The 18,419-nt window shown below is 55.4% G+C and carries 16 protein-coding genes and 1 pseudogene; 5 read left to right on the top strand and 12 right to left on the bottom strand.

The window, feature by feature from the left end; translation table 11 throughout:
- Positions 1–254 precede the first annotated feature (254 nt).
- Entirely contained in the window at positions 255–1,928 is a 1,674-nt protein-coding gene (locus AB1A64_RS15175) for an NAD-dependent malic enzyme (protein WP_366552174.1), read from the top strand.
- A 90-nt stretch (positions 1,929–2,018) separates the two neighbouring features.
- On the opposite strand, the gene AB1A64_RS15170 is transcribed toward AB1A64_RS15175, so the two are convergent.
- From AB1A64_RS15170 to AB1A64_RS15140, 7 genes are all read right to left on the bottom strand, one after another.
- Complete coding sequence (locus tag AB1A64_RS15170; protein ID WP_366552173.1) at positions 2,019–3,206, bottom strand: YbfB/YjiJ family MFS transporter; 1,188 nt, start codon at positions 3,204–3,206, stop codon at positions 2,019–2,021.
- A gap of 213 nt (positions 3,207–3,419) precedes the next feature.
- On the bottom strand, positions 3,420–4,979 hold the full coding sequence (locus tag AB1A64_RS15165) for a class I adenylate-forming enzyme family protein (protein WP_366552172.1): 1,560 nt from the start codon (positions 4,977–4,979) through the stop codon (positions 3,420–3,422).
- A 388-nt stretch (positions 4,980–5,367) separates the two neighbouring features.
- Positions 5,368–6,369 (bottom strand): hypothetical protein, encoded by a 1,002-nt coding sequence (locus tag AB1A64_RS15160; protein ID WP_366552171.1) that lies wholly within the window; start codon positions 6,367–6,369, stop codon positions 5,368–5,370.
- A 318-nt stretch (positions 6,370–6,687) separates the two neighbouring features.
- On the bottom strand, positions 6,688–7,536 hold the full coding sequence (locus AB1A64_RS15155; protein ID WP_366552170.1) for an ABC transporter six-transmembrane domain-containing protein: 849 nt from the start codon (positions 7,534–7,536) through the stop codon (positions 6,688–6,690).
- A gap of 6 nt (positions 7,537–7,542) precedes the next feature.
- A complete protein-coding gene (locus AB1A64_RS15150) occupies positions 7,543–7,962 on the bottom strand; it encodes a DUF2141 domain-containing protein (RefSeq protein ID WP_366552169.1) in 420 nt (139 codons plus the stop codon).
- On the bottom strand, positions 7,959–11,087 hold the full coding sequence (locus tag AB1A64_RS15145) for an efflux RND transporter permease subunit (protein WP_366552168.1): 3,129 nt from the start codon (positions 11,085–11,087) through the stop codon (positions 7,959–7,961). Before AB1A64_RS15145 ends, AB1A64_RS15150 begins: the two co-directional genes overlap by 4 nt.
- A 3-nt stretch (positions 11,088–11,090) precedes the next feature.
- Positions 11,091–12,239: an efflux RND transporter periplasmic adaptor subunit gene (locus AB1A64_RS15140; RefSeq protein WP_366552167.1), complete on the bottom strand. Its 1,149-nt coding sequence runs from the start codon at positions 12,237–12,239 to the stop codon at positions 11,091–11,093.
- A gap of 101 nt (positions 12,240–12,340) precedes the next feature.
- Here AB1A64_RS15140 and AB1A64_RS15135 point away from each other — a divergent pair.
- Positions 12,341–12,535, top strand: a pseudogene (locus AB1A64_RS15135) (helix-turn-helix domain-containing protein); the annotation flags it as partial.
- Positions 12,536–12,550: 15 nt separating this feature from the next.
- Positions 12,551–12,958: a TetR/AcrR family transcriptional regulator C-terminal domain-containing protein gene (locus AB1A64_RS15130; RefSeq protein ID WP_366552302.1), complete on the top strand. Its 408-nt coding sequence runs from the start codon at positions 12,551–12,553 to the stop codon at positions 12,956–12,958.
- Between the two features lie 289 nt (positions 12,959–13,247).
- Here the strand turns inward: AB1A64_RS15130 and AB1A64_RS15125 are convergent, their stop codons facing one another.
- Positions 13,248–14,003: an isochorismatase family protein gene (locus AB1A64_RS15125; protein WP_366552166.1), complete on the bottom strand. Its 756-nt coding sequence runs from the start codon at positions 14,001–14,003 to the stop codon at positions 13,248–13,250.
- A gap of 26 nt (positions 14,004–14,029) precedes the next feature.
- Positions 14,030–14,461, bottom strand: a complete 432-nt coding sequence (locus tag AB1A64_RS15120) for a VOC family protein (protein WP_366552165.1) — start codon at positions 14,459–14,461, stop codon at positions 14,030–14,032.
- 85 nt (positions 14,462–14,546) lie between these two features.
- Between AB1A64_RS15120 and AB1A64_RS15115 the strand changes: the two genes are divergently transcribed.
- Positions 14,547–15,443, top strand: a complete 897-nt coding sequence (locus AB1A64_RS15115; protein ID WP_366552164.1) for a LysR family transcriptional regulator — start codon at positions 14,547–14,549, stop codon at positions 15,441–15,443.
- Between the two features lie 115 nt (positions 15,444–15,558).
- Here the strand turns inward: AB1A64_RS15115 and AB1A64_RS15110 are convergent, their stop codons facing one another.
- From AB1A64_RS15110 to AB1A64_RS15100, 3 genes are read right to left on the bottom strand one after another with little or no spacing between them, the layout of a single operon-like run.
- Positions 15,559–16,197, bottom strand: a complete 639-nt coding sequence (locus tag AB1A64_RS15110; RefSeq protein WP_366552163.1) for an MBL fold metallo-hydrolase — start codon at positions 16,195–16,197, stop codon at positions 15,559–15,561.
- A 4-nt stretch (positions 16,198–16,201) separates the two neighbouring features.
- Positions 16,202–17,623: an MFS transporter gene (locus AB1A64_RS15105; protein WP_366552162.1), complete on the bottom strand. Its 1,422-nt coding sequence runs from the start codon at positions 17,621–17,623 to the stop codon at positions 16,202–16,204.
- Between the two features lie 26 nt (positions 17,624–17,649).
- Entirely contained in the window at positions 17,650–18,021 is a 372-nt protein-coding gene (locus AB1A64_RS15100) for a DUF1330 domain-containing protein (RefSeq protein ID WP_366552161.1), read from the bottom strand.
- A 102-nt stretch (positions 18,022–18,123) separates the two neighbouring features.
- On the opposite strand from AB1A64_RS15100, the gene AB1A64_RS15095 reads away from it, so the two are divergent.
- Positions 18,124–18,381, top strand: coding sequence for a MerR family DNA-binding transcriptional regulator (locus tag AB1A64_RS15095; RefSeq protein ID WP_366552160.1), 258 nt, complete (start codon positions 18,124–18,126; stop codon positions 18,379–18,381).
- Positions 18,382–18,419 lie beyond the last annotated feature (38 nt).

The following is an 18,419-nucleotide window of genomic DNA, read 5'->3' as shown; positions in this document are numbered from 1 at the left end:
AGATCTTCGACTAACTTCCAGCTTTGCAATTGCAGCGAACGGCGGCTTTGGCGAGCCGCACCGAAGAGAAGGTGACCAGGGTTGAACGGCAGGAATGGACCGAATTGTTCGGGAAGGCTGTCGCCCGCGAGCATGCTGGCCCAGTGCGGAAGGATGCGTTCACGTCGTTAGCTCGTTGCATTTGTTGTCGTATAATGCTGACCTTACCGGACTGATGCGTGCAACCTGTGCGTGCCGATCCGAAAGGATAGCCTATGGTCGATTCCAGTCCTGCAAACTTGCAATACTTGACGAACCCACTCTTGAACAAAGGGACTGCCTTTTCATTGCGCGAACGAGAAGAACTCGGATTGATGGGTCTTCTACCGCCACACATCGAAACACTCGAAACTCAGATAGACAGGGCTTATGCCACCTTTGAACGTGAGGAGACACCGCTGGACAAGCATGTCTATCTGCGCGGTCTGCAGGATGACAACGAGGTTCTGTTTTACGCTCTGTTGGTCCGGCATTTGTCCGAGATGATGCCGATAATTTACACACCCGTTGTGGGGGATGCCTGCAAGCGGTTCAGTGAAATCTACGACCACCCACGCGGATTGATTATTGCATACCCCGATCGTCACCGGATTGATGAGATCCTAGAGAATGCCATCCTACCCTCGGTCGAAGCCATAGTCGTCACCGACGGAGAGCGGATTTTGGGTTTGGGCGACCAAGGCGCGGGCGGCATGGGAATCCCGATTGGAAAGCTCTCGCTTTATACCGCTGCGGGTGGAATAAGCCCGTCTGTGACGCTTCCGGTAGTTTTGGACGTCGGCACCAACAACCAGGAACGGCAGGAAGATCCCCTCTATATCGGCTGGCGGAATGAGCGCGTCAGCGGGGACGAGTATTTTGAATTTGTCGATCTTTTTGTGCAGGCGGTCAAACGCAAGTGGCCTGATGTGTTGCTGCAGTTCGAGGACTTTGCACAGCAACATGCTGCACCCTTGCTGGCGCGATATCGTGATCAACTCTGCACGTTCAATGATGATATTCAGGGAACGGCGGCGGTAACGGCAGGCACTTTGCTGGCCGCCTCCAACGTCACCAACGTTCCGTTAAAGAACGCAACCATCGCCTTCCTCGGAGCGGGGTCTGCTGGGGTGGGTATTGCCGAACAACTGGTTCAACTCATGGTCCGACAAGGACTATCCGACACTGAAGCACGCGGGCGCATCTACATGGTGGATCGGGCCGGGTTGTTAACCGATGCAATGACAGACCTTCTGCCGTTTCAAAAGCAAATTGTACAACCCCTCGACAAAGTGGGTGGCTGGACCGGTGGTGAGATTTCGCTGCTGGATGTGATTCATCACGCCAAACCCAACATTTTGGTTGGCGTCAGCGGACAGGCGGGCTTGTTCTCAGAGGAGATCATTCGTGCGATGGCTTCTCACACTGAACATCCTGTCGTGTTGCCGCTTTCGAACCCGACATCGCGAATTGAGGCCGTGCCTGCCGATATTATCCACTGGTCAGATGGTCGTGCAATGGTCGCCACCGGAAGCCCGTTTGAGCCGGTTGTTTACAACGGAAAGACACACCATGTCGCGCAATGCAATAACTCTTATATTTTCCCAGGCATGGGGCTGGGTGTTCTGGCGGTAGGCGCGCGCCGTGTCACTGACGGAATGTTCATGGCAGCCGCTGAGGCGCTGGCCACGTTATCGCCTGCTAAATCCGATCGCACCGCCAGCTTGCTGCCCGATGTAGAGGATATTCGCCAGGTCAGCAAAGCTATCTCATTTGCCGTTGGTCAACAGGCGCAGTTGGATGGGGTTGCACCTAAATCTACAGGGGATGACTTGAAGGCGGCGATAGATGCGAAGTTCTGGACCCCGCATTATAAGGAGATTGCTGGAAGCAGACCCACGTTGGAGTGACCAAAGGGCTCTTCTACGCGCGTTCAGAACCCACAGAGGCTATTGTATGGAATGAGATACGTCATGTTTGCGTGATCCTGATTACAACAGTTACGTCACCTCACGCCTGAGTGGCTTTTGCATCGCAGCAAAAACGGCACCCACCAGCAGGACTACAGAGGCCACGATCAAGCTGTCCCCTATTTCTCCGGTTATGTCCCCGATGACGCCGGCCCCAATTGGCCCCAGTGCCTGTGAGATAGCGAATACCACGGTAAAAAAACTAATGGTTGGACCCCAATCCGGTTGTTCCACATTCTGGCGGACGAAGTTGGTTACAGCAGTGGGCGGCATAAACACCGACAGTCCGAACACGAGTGCCGACAAAATCAATCCATATCCGGATGGAATCAGGATTGGCAGGGCTGAACCCAATGCGACCCCGCTTAGGATCAGTGCCAGCGGCATTCCAGATGAATAGCGAGCCAGCACTCCTCGCCAAAAAAAAGGAGACGCCATAATACTGCAGCCAAGGATCATCCACGTTGCGGTGGTCAACAGGACACTGGAATGTTGCTCCTTCATCCAGACAGAGATGAAGGTGACGTAGACGATATAACCCAACCCAAACAGCCCATACCCGCCGACTTCGCCAAGCATTCTGCGAACCGGGGGGATGGACGGCAGTGCGGTATCGTGCTCGGTTTCGATCAATCTTGTTGAAGCCCAAATCGAGAATGGGCAAATAACCAGGGCTGCCAACCCGACCCCGATCCATGCCCAATCCCAATATTGCGGCCCGAATACGTCCAACATGCTTGGAAGGGTTGCGCCGCACAATGCGATACCAAATCCGCCGCCACCGCCAAAGTATAAGGCGATGGCCAACGCGTTCTTTCTCGGGTTGCCCTGGAAAAGCGTTGCCGCCAGTACGCCGCCTGACACAAATGAAAGTGCGCCGAACAATCCGACCAACGTACGACATGCAGTTTGGAATACGAGGCTTTCATTAAACCCGGTCACCAAAAGACACAGTGCGGTCGCCACAGTGCCCCATGCAAACAACCGCGACGGCTGAAAATGCCGGATCAGAAAAAGCGTCAGAATCGAACCCACTATGTAGCCAATCGAATTGGCCGTATTGAGCCAACCAGATTGAGTGAGACTCCAGCCAAGACTAGTTTTCATAGACGGCAGAATGAGGCCGTAGGCAAAGCGACCAAAGGCGTTGGATATGCTGACTCCAAGCGCAAGGCCCAGCAATATAAGCCACGGGTTCGCAGGTTTTTCTGCGGACATGAATATCCTTCTCGGTTGAACGGCCACCGTGCCCCAATGCGTTTGGTTGTGCAATCCCAGCTGATCTGCCCACGCGGCCTGGGTTCAACTGAAAAGAGGCTGTTCGAAAGTTGAGGAGGGCAGAACAGGTGCCTCAGTTTGCTCGGTGCCTGCGGCCGTCACATACCACCCCATGGCAAGCAATCCGCAATTGTGATCCGGCTGGCTCGGGCGTCACAACACGTGCGCTGCACCGCTTTCTTCCGCCGCCAGCCGTTTCAACGCCATCCGGTCAAGCTTGCCGCCCATGGTTAACGGTAGCGTATCAACTTCCCGCACAACGTCCGGTGCCTTGTACCCAATCTGCTTTCGCGCAAAGTTTATGATCTCTCCGGCGCGCACCGGTGGTGCCCCTTCAACCAAGCTCACAAAGGCCCAAACATCCTCGCCATGCATTTCATCACGGACCCCAACCGCAACTGCTGCCGCGACTGCGGGGTGTGCTGTCAGCGCATCTTCTACCTCTGCCGGGCTGATGTTCGAACCGTCATGTACTATGATCTGCTTGCGGCGCCCCCGGAACCAGAAATAGCCATCCTCATCCTGCCGCATCAGATCGCCTGAATCGAGCCAACCATCGCTAAACGCCGCCTCTGTCGCCTCGGGGTCCTCCCAGTACCCTGTCATCATGGTAGGGCTCTTCACCCAATGCCGACCGTCCACCCCTACGGGCACCTCGTTACCGGCTTTGTCGCGAAGCACCGAGACATAGCCTGGATTGATTAATCCAACTGCGCCCATTTTCGCAGCACCACCATGGGTATTGGAATGCGACGTTCCCATTTCCGTCATCCCATAAAACGCCCCAATTGGCACACCAGCCAACGCGTCGAATGCGTCGACCAGCGTCTGCGAGGGTTTGTCCCCACCAGCCATCATCGTTTTGAGCGAACGAAAGTCATCGCGCACCGCCCCGTGCCCCGTGACCAAAGCCGCCAAAGGTGCTGGTAGAATCTGTGCCACCGTTGGTCGCGTCTGCCGCAAGAGCCCCAAGAGCTCGTCCGGGGTAAATTGCCGTGCAATATTTGTCTTGGCGCCTGCCCAAAGCCCTGCAAACGTTAGCCGTAACCCGGCGGTGTGCGAAATCCAAGACGCCGGCAACACCACGTCCTCGGGTCCCAGCCCAAGCCCCTGCGCATTGCTTGCCACCATGTATCCCATGCTGGCATGGCTGTGCGTAACGCCCTTTGGCTTGCCCGTGGTGCCTGAGGTGAAGAATATGAAAGCCGGAGCCTCAGCCCGAACCTTTGGCAGTGTTCCTAAACCCTCTGCATTCAGCAGGTCCTCAAAGGCGAGCGCTCCGTCCACTTCCCCTGCATAGACAATCACGCCTTTGGGCAATCGCGCTACGCCAGGGACCGCGGTTACATCCCTTGCCCGCTCGCCATGTACCAACAGAGCCGCCGGTGTCGCCAATCCCAGTGCATAGTCGATATCCGATGCTGAATAGCGATAGTTGAGCGGCATCGCCACAAGACCAGCCCGCATGCAAGCTAGGTAATGGATTACCAGCGACGCGCGGTTTGGCATAATGGACGCCACTCGATCCCCCGGTTCGAGCCCCAGGTTCAGATATTGCAACGCCAACCGCGTACAAGCGGTATCCAGCTCCCGCCAAGTCAAAGCACCGTCCAACGCGTAAAGCGCTATCGCCTTGGGGTCCGCTGCCAACCCCTGGCGAAAAAGGTTTGTTAAATCCGCAGGTGCGGCCAGCGATGGTCCGGCTACCGACATGCACTTCTCCTCAAAACAGACCATTTCGGCACCTACACCGCGCCACCCAGACCCCAGCGAGGATGCCGCCCTACTTGCCTCTATGGCTAGGCAACGAGCGGAATCCAATCACGTTATCGATTGGTGCTGGATCGAGCATACTGTATTGATGTCTATCGCCAATAGCGAACGACAGAGACATCCGCGATGTGTGAGTTCGTTACTCTTGAGACAATGCGCCTGCGATGAATGTCCGGTTCGGGGAACGCGCTGCACCGCGGCGTCACGCGACGCGATGAACGGCAGGTTTGGGCCGACTATAACGGTCCGCTCAGAGGTGATTTCGGAAGACACTGCAATGAAGCGGATATCAGTTCGATCCCCCAAGAAGAGGTCGGATAGTAAGATGCTAATCCAATTGAGGCGTGTTCTTTCTAGGCGCGCGAGAGAGCTTTAACCCTAGCAGTGCAATCAAGACGTATGGCCAGATGAAGAGAGTGATCTGTCCAATTGTGGAAGCTGATCGCTCTTTCTCCTTCTCAATTTCGTCGGTAATTTCCCCGCTTTTGGATCGAACATCGTCGATTTTTTGATTGTGGACGGTTTGTGCCTCTTCAAGGGCAGTGATGTGCTCTGCCATAGAAAATTCGCCGCTAAAGACCGCAGATGCTGTTCCTATCGTCACTCTGTATCCGCCGAGCCGTACCAAACGTTTAGATATTCCACTCTCTTCCAGCACGGTTTGCTCGATATCGCCGAACCTTGTCGCTAGCGGATAGTTTTCGACAAAAATGGCCCGCTCTTGTTCGATTCTCGTTCTGGCTGTGGAGCACATTTGTTGAGCAAATACGCGCTCCATTTCTTTTTGATGGTCATCAATGAATGCATCAACACCAGATGGCTCATCTAGGCCGAAGTCGGTAGCCCCAAAGTCAAAGCCGCCTCCAATTAAGCATGCGTCCAGTTCTGCCGCGTCCATCTCGATTTGTAGCGAACGAAACTCGGCAATTTCACGACTAATCTCGCGAACAGATTGCTCTTCGTTCTCTCGGATGAAACGGGCCGCGCCCGTTCCATTTTCGACATCGATTTCAAGCCGATCCACGGTCGACTGAGAGTCCTCCAGCTGAGATCTAAGTTCGGCCAGGTCTCGATACCCGAGAAACTCTGTGCGCTCCACTGACTGCGCGTAGAAATAGAGACAAGCGCCCAACATAGCCGATGTGTAGTAAGTTCGGTCAACGGCTTCTCCGTTCAGAGGGTTGGTTTTCGAGATCGCGAGAGAAGCCACAAAAACTGAAACGGTGACAATCACTAACGCAGCTGGGCTTCCCCCAAATAACGCGGTAAGTAGCGCGCCCATACCAAGAATTACTGCGACAAAAGCAATGCAATTTCGATAGTGAACCATGTAGTTTCCTTGCTTAAAACTCTTTTTCAAAATGAATTCGTGTGGTCTTTACCGGCGTGGTATTCGCGATGTTATTTTGATGGGAATGTGCGACCGTGTCATCATCTGAAACTGGCAATAGCCTCGCGAAAACGACTGCAAAGTCCGCTGTCAGCCCGCAGTCTAGAGTTTCGCCACCACCAATTTCGAGCACATAGAGCGAATGTCGGCAATGTGGGTTGCTGGTGCAACATTGAGCAACACCACTAAAAGGCAGTTGAGGGCCGTTGTACTTTACGGCCAATACCGTTCCACTCAATGAATGGTTCGGCAATTTGATCAACCGCTCTGCAATCGGGTGGTGATTTCGGACAGCCGTGACCAGGATTGCAAGGTCACCGGCAAGGTAAGCGCCGCTTCGGCAAATTCCCACGAATAGCTGACAATCGAAAATATCATCCCCGGCGTTGCTTCCAGGTTTTGCGTCGCGAACCAAAGGTTGAACAGGATCAGACCTATTAGAAGAACGAAGATCACGCCGTACAGAATGGCTTCGGTATCCGACAGTTTTACTTCGAACCGACGCAGTTTTTTCAGGTGGACCAGCACTGGTCGTTCGCGGCGTTGTTCCAGAACGCTGACCTGATGCTCCATTTGCTCATTTAGGGCACGGTTCCATTGCCAAAACGTCGAGTGAAACAGGGCGTAGACGGATATCATCCCGACAAGAACCCCGCAGGCTGACAGGGCCAGAGCCGGCGAGAAGTAAAACAGCAAAACCGCCGATACGACGAATTGCACGACCCCTGAGATTGCCGAGGGCAGGATTTCTTCCAGAAAGTCGGCCAGTTCGCGCCCCATTTCGATCCGGGCGTTCAGCGACGAAATCGGCAGGTTCGAAAACCGTGCAGCAAGCGCCTTGCCCAGTTCGACACGGATCGTTCCGTACACACGCGTATCATAAATTCGCCGGATCACACCGATCAGTGTGAGGGCGACCATGAGCGCGCCCAAATGCACAAAGGGCTGAAACTCTCCGCTGAGCAATCCATCGATGGCAAAGCCAATGAACAGCGGGATTAACACAGTTAATGCCGTCTCTGACAGGATCAGAAACCACGTGAGGATGACTCGCCGGTGAAACACTCTCAAAAGCGTTCCGATTTTCAGGTTTTGATCCCTCAACATAGGGTGCTACTGATCATAGTGGATGCGAACGCGGGCATCGCCCGGCCAAACCGATGCGGCCTTGAAATCAGGCTCATCGTCAGGGTTTGGGGCACCAGTTGAACCCAGCCCTTCCAACAGTTTCGTCGCAGTCATATTCAGGTTTTCATCCTTGTTTTCATCATGAAACAACAGCACAGCATAGGGGCCTGCGTTCAGGTTAGAAAATTCATGGCTGACACTGCCTTTGCGTGACGGAATCTGGGCATAGTCAACGGCGCTCCAGACATCCAAACTGTCAAAGGCGCGGGCGTCATCAAACACAAGGATCACTATGTTTCCTTTGGCATTGCGGATGCCGTCCACGGTCACATTCAGACCATCAGCTGCGGCTGGCGTCGCCAGCGCCATCAGGGCGAATGTCGAGGCAAGAAGGCTCCGTGTCATAGCTTTGTCCTTTCTTCAGAAGGCAGCGGTTGGCGTGGTTTGAAAACGGCGAGGATGTCCTCGGTGATGGCGATCAACACCGGCACCAGCAGCAGCATCAGCGCGGTGCCAAAGAGTTCCCCAAAGGCCAGAGAGATTGCCGCCGGGATCAAGTATTGCGCTTGCTCAGAGGTTTCGGTCAGCAATGGCATCAAACCGATCACCGTTGTTGCGGTGGTCAGAAAGATCGCCTTGAAACGTCCGATGCCCGCGCTTTTCAGCGCTACATCCACAGGCTGACCTTCTTCTCGCGCCTGATTGTAGCGGGTGATCATGACCAGACTGTCATTCACGATCACACCGGTCAGTGCCAGCATGCCGAAGAACGAAAACAGCGACAACGAGACACCCATGATCAGGTGCCCGACGGCGGCCGCGATAAAGCCAAAGGGGACAATGGCCAGAATGACGAAGGGCTGCCAATAGCTTTTCAGCGGCACGGCCATCAGCACATAGATCAGAACAGCCGCCAGCAACAACGCACGTTTCAGGCCGTCGCTGATATTGGCCATCTCTTCCAGTTCACCAGCAGCCAGAACTGTCACGCTCGGGTACTTGTCGCTGAGTTTCGGGGCAAGCTGCTCGAACACCGCCTGACCCACCTCTTCAGGGGCGACACGGTCGCGGTCGATGGACGCGGCCACGATATTCATACGCTTGCCGTCACGACGATCGACCGTGCCCGAGGTGTAGGCGCCTTCGATTTCGGCAACCGTCTCGAGTGGTACCCAGGCACCGGATGCGCTGCGCAACTGGGTCTGCATCAGATCGGCAAGAGTATCGCGGTTTTCCCGCGCGTTTTGCACGACCACGCGGACTTCGGCCCCGTCGCGCCTGACCTTGGTCACCTCAGCCCCACCGAACCCATAGCCAATCTGTCTGGCCAAAGCCTCGGCATTGAACCCAAGGTGCCGCGCGTCCGGGCGCAAGCGGAGTTTCAGCTCGGGTTGGCCACCCGCCAGCCCATCCCGAACATTCGCCACGCCCTCGATATTCGACAGGAAGTCTTTCATCTCGGCGCTGGCTCGTCGCAGCAGGTCTTCGTCTTTTGACGCCAGCCGGATGCGGAACCCTCCGGCGAGCGTTTCCGATCCGGTGAACTCCAACTCGGTTGCACCTTCGACCGCACCAACCCGGTCGCGCCATTCACGAACCACAGTCAGGATCGGAACGTCCGGGCGTTGAGCCACCGGGATCATTTCAGCATATATTTGCGCACTTCCCGCGCCGTTGATGATGCTGAACACCGTCTGAACGGGCGGCGTGGCCATACCTGCATTGTCGGCAAGCTCGGCGTTTAGGTCGTTCAACACGCCTTCGATCCGGTCCACATTCGTGCGAGTCAACGCAAAGGGCGCGCGGGCGTCCATATCCAGATTCATCGTGATGACCTGACCGGGCACCTCGGGAAAAAACACCGTCCTGACCTTGCCCTTGTACATCAGGCCAAGCCCCAACGTTGCAGCGGCAATGAACAGGATCAGCACGGCGTAACGCTGCCGCACTGCCGCAGCGAGCAAAGGCTGGTAGATGCGATCCCGAACCCAGTCCAGGCCGCCCTGCGCAATACCCTGTATGCGGCCCCAGAGGCGGGTCAGCAGGTACCGGCGCTCTTGCCCAATCGAAACCTGCGCCAGATGGGCGGGCAGGATGAATTTGCTTTCGATCAGCGAGAAGATCAGCGTCAGGATCACGATACCGGCAAACCCTGCCAGCACCTTACCTAGCGGGTTATCGATCAACAGCATCGGAAAGAACGCCGCGATTGTGGTCAGCACGCCGAAGACGGTGGCAACTGCCACACGATTCACGCCGCGTTCCGTGTCTTTGATCGGGTCTTTGCCCTTGCGGCGTTCTTCGAAAACGCTTTCACCGACCACAACGGCGTCATCGACCAGAATACCCAAAGCAATAATCAAGCCAAAAGTCGTGACATCATTCAGCGAGTAATCTACCCATTTCGAGCCTGAGACGGCTATTGCCCCCATGACCGAAACGGGAATGCCGATGGCGACCCAGAACGCCAGGCGCACGTTGAGGAACACCGACAGCATCAAGGTGACAAGGATCAACCCTTGCACCCCGTTCGACCGCAACAGCGCAAGGCGGTCCGAGATATAGCCTGCGCTGTCGCCCCAGACCCCAGCCTGAACCTGCGACGGCAACTGGCGGCTGAAGTCATCCACTGTGCTGCGCACGACATCGCTGATCTCCAGCAGGTTCTCTTTCTGCCCGACCAGAACCTCCATCCCCACGGTTGGTTTGCCATTCAGGCGGAACAGGTACTCGCCGTCCTGAAAGCCATCTTCGATCTTGGCAATATCGCCCAAAGGCACAAAGGACCCGTCGCCGCGTTCAATGATCGGAAGGGCCGCGTATTCCGGCACGTATTTTGCCCGGTCATCGGCCCGCAGATAAATCGTGCCGCCCTCGGTCCGCAGACGGCCTGCCTGAAAGGCCAGCGAATTGCCTTCGATGGCGCGAGTCACATCCGAGACGGTCAGCCCATAGTGGCGCAACAGCGCCGGGTCGATTTCGATGCGCAATTCCCGTGGGATCAGGCCCCAGATCTGCAGCCGGGACAGTTGCGGTTGCGCCAGCAGTTCTTCTTTCAGGCGCTGCGCCAGGCTCTGCAATGTGGCGGGATCCGTTTCACCATAAAGGTTTAGATACAGTGCCGGAAAGTCGAACCCCGATGCTTCGATCACAGGACGGCGCGCGGTGTCGGGCAGATCGGTCAAGCCGTCGATCCGAATACGGACCCGGTCCAGAACAGCTTGCAGTTTCTGGCCACCTGCGCGGCGGACGGTGACCACGCTGAGGTCATTCTGAGATTGTGAGGTCACACTTCGTACGCCCTCCAACCCTTCGAGCGCCTGCTCAACTTTCTGGGTCACCAATTCATCGACCTGTTCGGCGGTGGCGTCCGGAAACTCGATTGCGATAGTGACACTTTCCGGAGGAATGCGTGGGAAACCTTCAATCCGGATGTTCACCAACGTCTGCACGCCAAGGAACAAGATCAACGCCATCATCAGATTGGCAGCGACCGGATTGCGGATAAACCAGGATGTCAGAGCGTGCATGACTCAGCCCTCATCTGACTGCGGTGTCACCTGCTGACCCGGCAGAAACGAAGCCAGTGGTGTTCTGGCCACGCGCCACGGGCCAGTCCCATCGGGGGCTACGATAGTAACTGTACCTTCGCTGCGGAACAGAATGTTGGGGCTGAGCCTTTGCAAATGCTCTTCATCGTCCACCAACCAAATGTACCCCGCACGGGTCAGGGCGCTTTCCGGCAGGGTCACGGTGTCTGCAATCCGGCGACCGGGAATATCGACCTGCAAGAAATCTCCGGCGAGTATGCCTTCATCGGGATTTGTGACGTCCAAAAAGACGCGCACCTGCCGGGTGTTTTGATCCAGAAACCCGCCTCCACGTCGCACTTGAGCTTTCCCCAAGGCTCCGCCCGAGCGCTGTGTCAGATCAGCCGTGGCGCCAGAGATCGGGTGATCCAAAAGCGCCCAATCCGCCTGACTTAGTTCGGCAACCAGTTCAAATTGTCTGTCGTCCGAAAGGTGTATCAGGGCGTCGCCCGGGTTGACCGTCTGGCCAAGGCTGGCAAAGCGATGGGTGACAAAGCCCGAAAACGGGGCGGTAACTTCCGCATCTTTCAGCTCATTTCGCGCCGCGTTCAGGCGTGCCTGCGCCGCCGCGACGGTTTTTTCGGCAATGCGCAATTGCGGCAGGTTCACGGCCAATTCATTTGGCGGTTCTTTTTCGTCCCGTTCAAACTGTCGCTGCGCCACGGTGACGTTGTTTTGAGCACGCAGCAATTCCAGCTCCGCTTGCTCAAGCTCCATCTCAGCTGCAGCAACGGCACTTTGATAAGGGGCCTTTTCGATTGAAAACAAATGATCGCCCCGCTCCACCTTAGCACCGGTCAAAGCGGCGGCATGCACTGCGGTGATGCGCCCGGACACCGCAGATCGCAGCTCCGCATCCCATCGAGGGCGCACTTCGGCAAAGGCCGAAACGCGCGCCTGCACGTTTTCCGGGGCAACGCTGACGACAGAGACGGTCGGCGGCGGCGGTGAGGTGTTCGTTGCCTGAACATCAATAGTATCGTCGGTGTCAAACAACAGCATGACGATTACGACAAAAAGCGCCAATGAGAGGCCAATCCAGAGCCATCGTCGGGCTGGCTTTTGCCGATTTTCCAAGATTTTGTCCGTCATCGTCCTGTTTTTCCCGTTCCGTCGAATCCAATGCGCCTTGTAGTATGAGGTAGAATCTCATATACTATGAACGATCGTTCGTTCAATACTAAATGTGAAAAATGACCAAAGACACAAAAAAACCGGGTTCAATCCGGGAAAAGGCAACAGCCAAGCGGCGAAACCAGATTTTGGAGGCCGCAGTTATGTGTTTCCTTGAGCGCGGCTATCATCAGACCGGTGTCCGCGACATCGCCGCGCGGGCGGGCGTCAGCCTTGGAAACCTATACAACCACTTTCGCGGCAAACATGATGTGCTTGTGGAAATCGCAATGCTTGAACGCCGCGAAATGGAGCCGTTTCTGAAAATCCTGAATTCAAATACGACCGCACCAAAAGTGTTGAAAAAGTTCATCAGGGCCTACGCCAAATATCTGGCTGCGCCGGAAAACGTTATTCTCACGTTGGAAATTTCGAGTGAAGCCGTTCGCCAGCCGGACATTGCGCAGCTGTTTGTCGAGAACCGCTCCAGCTTGACTGACGCGCTGGAGACGGTTGTGAGACGAGGAATAACAGACGGTGATTTGCGCGCTGTTCCTGATCCGCTTCAGGCGTCACAGCTGGTGATAGAGGTTCTGGAAGGCAGCGCATACCGCAGTGTGCTGTCAGAAATACCAATGACCAGGGTCATTGGGTGTACTGAAGATTTTATTCTGAGTTCCCTGCTGATGCGTCAGTGATTCGAGTTTTGCGTGTTGACTTAGAGCTCATGAAAGTCTGCTAAGCGGAAGCCGCACTGCAGCATTCGTGCGGACAGCCAAGTTCCGCTTGGGGCCGTTTCAAATTTTGGCTTACTGATTGAAAGGGTAAGTTCTTCAGACACTGAATTTAACAACAGGGGACTCTACCTATAAAACCCCTCAATGCCATCGGCGCTCGCTTTCGCGAATTTGCACACGTGTGTTGGGGCAACCGTAGCTTCAAGGAGATTTCGCTAAGAAGGGCCGAAGCCCCTAACAGATGTTGAGTTTACCACGTCGAATTCGGGTCGACTTTGAACAGATGTTCCATGAACACGCGGGTAACGGCCTGCAGCTTGTCTGCACGCGCGTGGTCGCGCTGCAGCTCTGCCGGAACCACGTTCCATGTGATCGGTTCGACGCCGGCCTCGATCATGCGGCGCATACCATTCTCATGGCTGAGCTGACTGATTGAGCCTACCGTATCTTCCGGTACATAGACATCATATCCGGCAAGTTCGGCCTCAATCGCGGGATAGGCCAGACAGACGTCTGTCCAGAGACCACCCATAATCAGCTTGTTCCGACCGGTTGCTTCGACCGCAGCAACAAATTCAGGTTCCTCCCAGGCGTTGACATTTGTCCGGTCGATAAAGACTGCGTTCGGGGCCAACTCACGCAGTTCCTCGATCATTGGATCATAACCGTTCAGGCCCACGGCGACATGGCTGAAAATGATCGGGATGTCATAGATCACGGCGGTCTTGATCAGACCCGTGGTGTTGTTGATCAGTGCTTCATGATCGATATTCTTGACCCCAGCCAAAATCGGCGGCTGGTAGTCGATCAGGATCAGCGCCGAGTTGGTTGGTGACAGAAACGGGTCTTCGTCGGCGGCCCGGATCGGTGTGCCCTGATAGCCTTCTGGGTATGTCGCGACACCATCCACTGTTTTGATCATCGGGGTTTCCGCCAGCACAGGCAGTGCTGTGGTGGCGATGGCCAAGCTCAGTGCCGCAGCGAACGGTTTTAGGAAAATGATCATGAGAGTGTCTCCTTGAGTGATTGGTATTAGCCGCGTGCATGCTCGGCGATGAGCTGCGCGACGGAGGGACCGGGGCCGACAAGCTCCAGAACATTGCGATCCGGGTCGCGAATGAAGATGGTTTTGGTACCGCGAAATTCTCGACGGCCCGTGATGGGGATGCCGTTTTCGGAAACAAAGGCTTCGGTTGCTTCGGCGTCCTTCACCTTGACGGCCAGGTGGGTGATGCCAGGGTATTTATCGACCTCGTCCATCAGAACGTTTTCGCCCGCCTTTGCCGTTGCCGGGCCGAGCAAGTTGATGTTGATCCCGGACGGGTGCAGCATCACCAGCGGATGACCTTTGTCATAGCCACCGTCTGCGATCAATTCGAATCCAAGCAACCCATAGAAGGCGACGGATGCATCGCGGTTGCTGATACGGATGCCGATGTGATCGAAGTTTTTGATGTCCAACATGGTTTGACCTTTCCTTTTCTTGCAAGAAAGGTAACTATGCTTGAAATGAACTTTAATAACTCATCTGGAACGACATCTATTCCTAATGGATTATAAAAAGGATCTTTTCGACGGCATGGTTCTGTTCTGCACAGTGGTGGAGCAGGAAGGTATGAGTGCAGCTGCAAAACTGCTGGGCCACACACCGAGCCATGTCAGCAAAGAGATCTCGAGGCTTGAAGTACGGCTTGGCGCCCGGCTCTTGAACCGGACAACGCGCCGGATCAGCCTGACGGAATCCGGGCGAATATACTACGAAAACGCCCGCCGGATTGTGGATGACACCCGTGCAGTGCAGGACCGATTGCATTCACTTGGCGACCGGCCATTTGGAGAATTGCGGATGAGCGTGCCTGTAGTGTTTGCGCACGGGTGGCTGAATGAGTGGCTGCCCGAATTCCTCCAACGGAACCCCGAAGTTGATCTGAACATTGATGTATCCGAGCGCCGCGCTGACTTGATCGGCGAAGGAATAGACTTACTGGTGCGCATCGGAGATTTGCCACCGTCCGACTTGATTGCCCGCGAGATTTTTCGCACACAGGGTCTTACAGTGGCTTCCCCCGCTTATCTGAAACGTAAAGGCACACCGCATCATCCCAATGATCTAAAAGGACATGATCTGATTGATTTCTCGTTTCACGGAATCGTACAAAGCTGGACCTATCCGGGGCCCGGCGGAGAAGTGATCACGGTGCCAATCGCGCCGCGCGTTCGATGTAACGACGCCCAAACCGAAAAGGCACTTGCGCTTGCCGGGCGCGGGATTACCCGTCTGCCAGAGCTTTCCTGTCGGGCCGAATTGGATGCCGGGACATTGGTGGCGATTCTACCCGATTTCCGCGCACCATCGATCGGCGTCAACGTGATCTATGCCAGCCGCAACAACCTGCCCGCCAAAACCCGTGCCATGATCGACTTTCTGGTTGAAAAGAGCGACTGAGGTCAGATCCTGTGGATACTTCAATCCCAATCGTTGGCGGCACGCGGCCTGTAGACTCCCTCCGATATCGGCACGTATAACAGTTTCGAAACAAACAGTGCTGCCTGTTTTCTCATCACTGCAAAGACGAGATGGCTGAGTCCAACGCAGCACGCCAGTTGCTCTCGGTCAGTTCGGCTATCTGGTACCTTCCCACGGCGACGCTGGGAATGATCACGTCCGACTGAACGGTTTTTAGCCTTTCGAGCGTCTTGATCAACGTCTTCTTGTTCCCCCCGTGGTTTTCCATGACCAGCGCCTTCCACTCGCCGCTATCCGGGTACAACGTGTCGCCGACAAAGAGGTATGTATTACCGTACGGCGAAGCGTATCTGTAGCAGATGTTGTTATCCGTGTGCCCCGGCGTGTAAATCGCCTCCAACCCGCCACTGATTTTGGTGCGGCCATCCGTTTCAATGCATTGGTCTAGCTTTAGACCTTTCGGAAAGTACTTCTGCATCTCCGCATGTCCAACCAATGGCGCGCCGAGCGTAGATCTCGCCTCGGGCAGCCCGTCAGTGATCTCATGATTATGGCTGAGGAACAGGTGATCGACATTTCCGGATGTCTTGATGGCATGCAACGTCGACGGTTCCTCGGCAATATAGATCATATCTCGCCCTTCAGAATGCTGAAGAAGGTAGGCGTGGGACCTCAATGTTCCAAAGCGCAGTTCAAGCGGTGTTTGCCACAGGTCCGGGAATAGTTGTTCCATCCTGTTACTCCTTTTGCCCGGCTATCAGGGCGCGGCTGGCAAGAATTGCAACACCGGCGACTAACCCGAAAGTCACGAACAGCCACACCGCAGAATTGGCTATGGTCGTCAGGTTCTCAGCGTCTTTGAACCCGGTGAAGTTACCGACCAGACCAGCCGCGGCGGTGCCAAACGCGACAGCAAACATCTGAACCGTAGACAGGGCAGAGGCAGCAATATCCCGCTCGTTCTCATCCGTGAACTGCAGGATGAATGTGTTGAGGTGTGGCCAACCAGAGCCAATGCCGACGCCCAGAACAATCAAGGCGACTGATAACAGCAACGTCATAGCCGATCCTGCCATCCCGAACATCGGCGTTGCTGCGCCGAGCGCCATACAGGCAATTATCATCAGGATTGGTCCGGCAAGGACTGCCTGGTGCATCTTTCGACCGGTGAAGCGTGCGGAGTAGATCTCGGATACTGCCCAGCCGATGGAAACCAACGCCGCCACGTAGCCTGCCATTAACGGGCTAAGCCCATGCAGTCTCTGCAGGTAAAAGGGCATGAAAAACTCGGCATTGATACAAAAGATCAAAAGCGCCATGACCGATATGGCCAGAAACAAAGGTGTTCCAGGGATGGTGGCACCGCGAGGAAACAGTCGCACCGACTTGATCTGTTCGCGGCGCATCAAAGTCAGCAGTAGCAAGACAGACGCAAGCACTGCCGCAACCGCCCAAGTGATTGATGGAGCGATACTGCCGAGAGAAACCGTCAAAACCGACCCTGTAAGTAACGCCAGTTGCACAAAGGCAATGGGCTCAGTCGGTCTGTGATCCTGCTTGCGGCGGGGAAGCAATGTCAGGGTCAACGCAACAAACAAGCCCGTAATCGGTAGCATGATTCCAAATCCCATACGCCACATTCCAAGCTCAGCAAAGATACCTCCGACGGCCGGGCCGAACAGCATCGTGATGCCCCATGTCCCGGACAGTAATGCCATGGCCCTGGACCAAAGACGTTCGGGATAAACGACGATGATCATCGAATAGCAGAGCGTGAACAACATCCCGCCACCTGCGCCCTGAATGACCCGCCCCACCAGCAAAACCGGCATGGTCCACGCCAGTGCAGCCAGCAGGCTGCCAGTTGCAAAGACAAGTCCGGACAACCCAAATCCAAGACGGACACCCGTGCGCCTCAACAGATTGCCAGTGACAGCCGCACTGAGGATCGCCGCAAGCGTAGCGAGCGTCGCATTCCAGGCATAAAGACTGTGTCCGCCAATCTCTGCCACGATGGAAGGCAGCATCGTGGCAGAGAGGGTAATGTTCACCGCGTGCAACGCTATGCCAGCCGCAAGGACGGCAGACGCTGCTGAGAACTCTCCCCTCAGAATTTCCTGCCACCCGGCCTCTGTTTTGTGGTCTACCGCTGTCGTCATGGTTCGCTCCACGCTCAAAATCGTTTTCAGTCTTTTTGTATGTAAGCGTGATCGGGATTCTGCTCGGCCCACTCTTCGGCGTCGAAACCTTCAACCGCAAATGTAAAATTCGGGGGGATCACATCCGTTCTGAGGTGCTTGACGGCCTGATACTCTTCCGAATGCCAAAAGCCTTGCAGCGCTTCCATCGAGGGGAAGCGAAACAAGGTAAATCTGGCATCATCTTTCCATTCACCTTCAAAGTGATCCATAAACTGTCCGGTCTCGCCTGCGACGATCAACTCTCCGCCCCACTTTTCCATAATAGGGTGCGTGGCCTGACCGTAGGGGTCAAGCACCCCGTGGCCTTCCGGCATGAATGAACTGGCCACAAGGTAGGCTGGCTTCTGTTTCGACATTTCAAACTCCGTGTCTTTTCGCCCTTTGATTCGGGCCCACTCTTGCGTTGCTACTTCCTCAACTTAAGTTGAGGTCAATAGGTTGAACGCAAAGGTTGCAAGATGAAGCGAAGAGGTGGTCTGACGGTTGGAGATGTGGCGGAACGAAGCGGGATCGCCGTGTCTGCGGTGCATTTCTATGAGCGTAGGGGGCTGATCGCTTCGGTGCGCAACGATGCTAACCACCGCCGTTATTCTCCGACTGTTTTGCGAAAGATTGCCATTATCCAGGTGGCGCAACGGGCGGGCATACCGCTTCGGGAAATTGCCGAAGCAATGGATTTTCTGCCGCCCGAGGAGAAAGTGACGGTCAAACACTAGGAAAAGCTCTCAACCCGGTGGACCGAAGATCTTGATGA

Source organism: Ruegeria sp. ANG10 (genome assembly GCF_040705255.1).
Classification (GTDB): domain Bacteria; phylum Pseudomonadota; class Alphaproteobacteria; order Rhodobacterales; family Rhodobacteraceae; genus Ruegeria.
This window is presented reverse-complemented; position numbering and strand designations above follow the sequence as displayed.

Bases quoted from the DNA above. Each gene is read 5' to 3' on its own strand.
- AB1A64_RS15165 (WP_366552172.1), bottom strand. From the start codon at position 4,979: ATGTCGGTAGCCGGACCATCGCTGGCCGCACCTGCGGATTTAACAAAC.
- AB1A64_RS15100 (WP_366552161.1), bottom strand. From the start codon at position 18,021: ATGTCGAAACAGAAGCCAGCCTACCTTGTGGCCAGTTCATTCATGCCG.
- AB1A64_RS15115 (WP_366552164.1), top strand. From the start codon at position 14,547: ATGGATTATAAAAAGGATCTTTTCGACGGCATGGTTCTGTTCTGCACA.
- AB1A64_RS15170 (WP_366552173.1), bottom strand. From the start codon at position 3,206: ATGTCCGCAGAAAAACCTGCGAACCCGTGGCTTATATTGCTGGGCCTT.
- AB1A64_RS15145 (WP_366552168.1), bottom strand. From the start codon at position 11,087: ATGCACGCTCTGACATCCTGGTTTATCCGCAATCCGGTCGCTGCCAAT.
- AB1A64_RS15175 (WP_366552174.1), top strand. From the start codon at position 255: ATGGTCGATTCCAGTCCTGCAAACTTGCAATACTTGACGAACCCACTC.
- AB1A64_RS15110 (WP_366552163.1), bottom strand. From the start codon at position 16,197: ATGGAACAACTATTCCCGGACCTGTGGCAAACACCGCTTGAACTGCGC.
- AB1A64_RS15160 (WP_366552171.1), bottom strand. From the start codon at position 6,369: ATGGTTCACTATCGAAATTGCATTGCTTTTGTCGCAGTAATTCTTGGT.
- AB1A64_RS15105 (WP_366552162.1), bottom strand. From the start codon at position 17,623: ATGACGACAGCGGTAGACCACAAAACAGAGGCCGGGTGGCAGGAAATT.
- AB1A64_RS15150 (WP_366552169.1), bottom strand. From the start codon at position 7,962: ATGACACGGAGCCTTCTTGCCTCGACATTCGCCCTGATGGCGCTGGCG.
- AB1A64_RS15140 (WP_366552167.1), bottom strand. From the start codon at position 12,239: ATGACGGACAAAATCTTGGAAAATCGGCAAAAGCCAGCCCGACGATGG.
- AB1A64_RS15130 (WP_366552302.1), top strand. From the start codon at position 12,551: ATGCTTGAACGCCGCGAAATGGAGCCGTTTCTGAAAATCCTGAATTCA.
- AB1A64_RS15125 (WP_366552166.1), bottom strand. From the start codon at position 14,003: ATGATCATTTTCCTAAAACCGTTCGCTGCGGCACTGAGCTTGGCCATC.
- AB1A64_RS15095 (WP_366552160.1), top strand. From the start codon at position 18,124: ATGAAGCGAAGAGGTGGTCTGACGGTTGGAGATGTGGCGGAACGAAGC.
- AB1A64_RS15120 (WP_366552165.1), bottom strand. From the start codon at position 14,461: ATGTTGGACATCAAAAACTTCGATCACATCGGCATCCGTATCAGCAAC.
- AB1A64_RS15155 (WP_366552170.1), bottom strand. From the start codon at position 7,536: ATGTTGAGGGATCAAAACCTGAAAATCGGAACGCTTTTGAGAGTGTTT.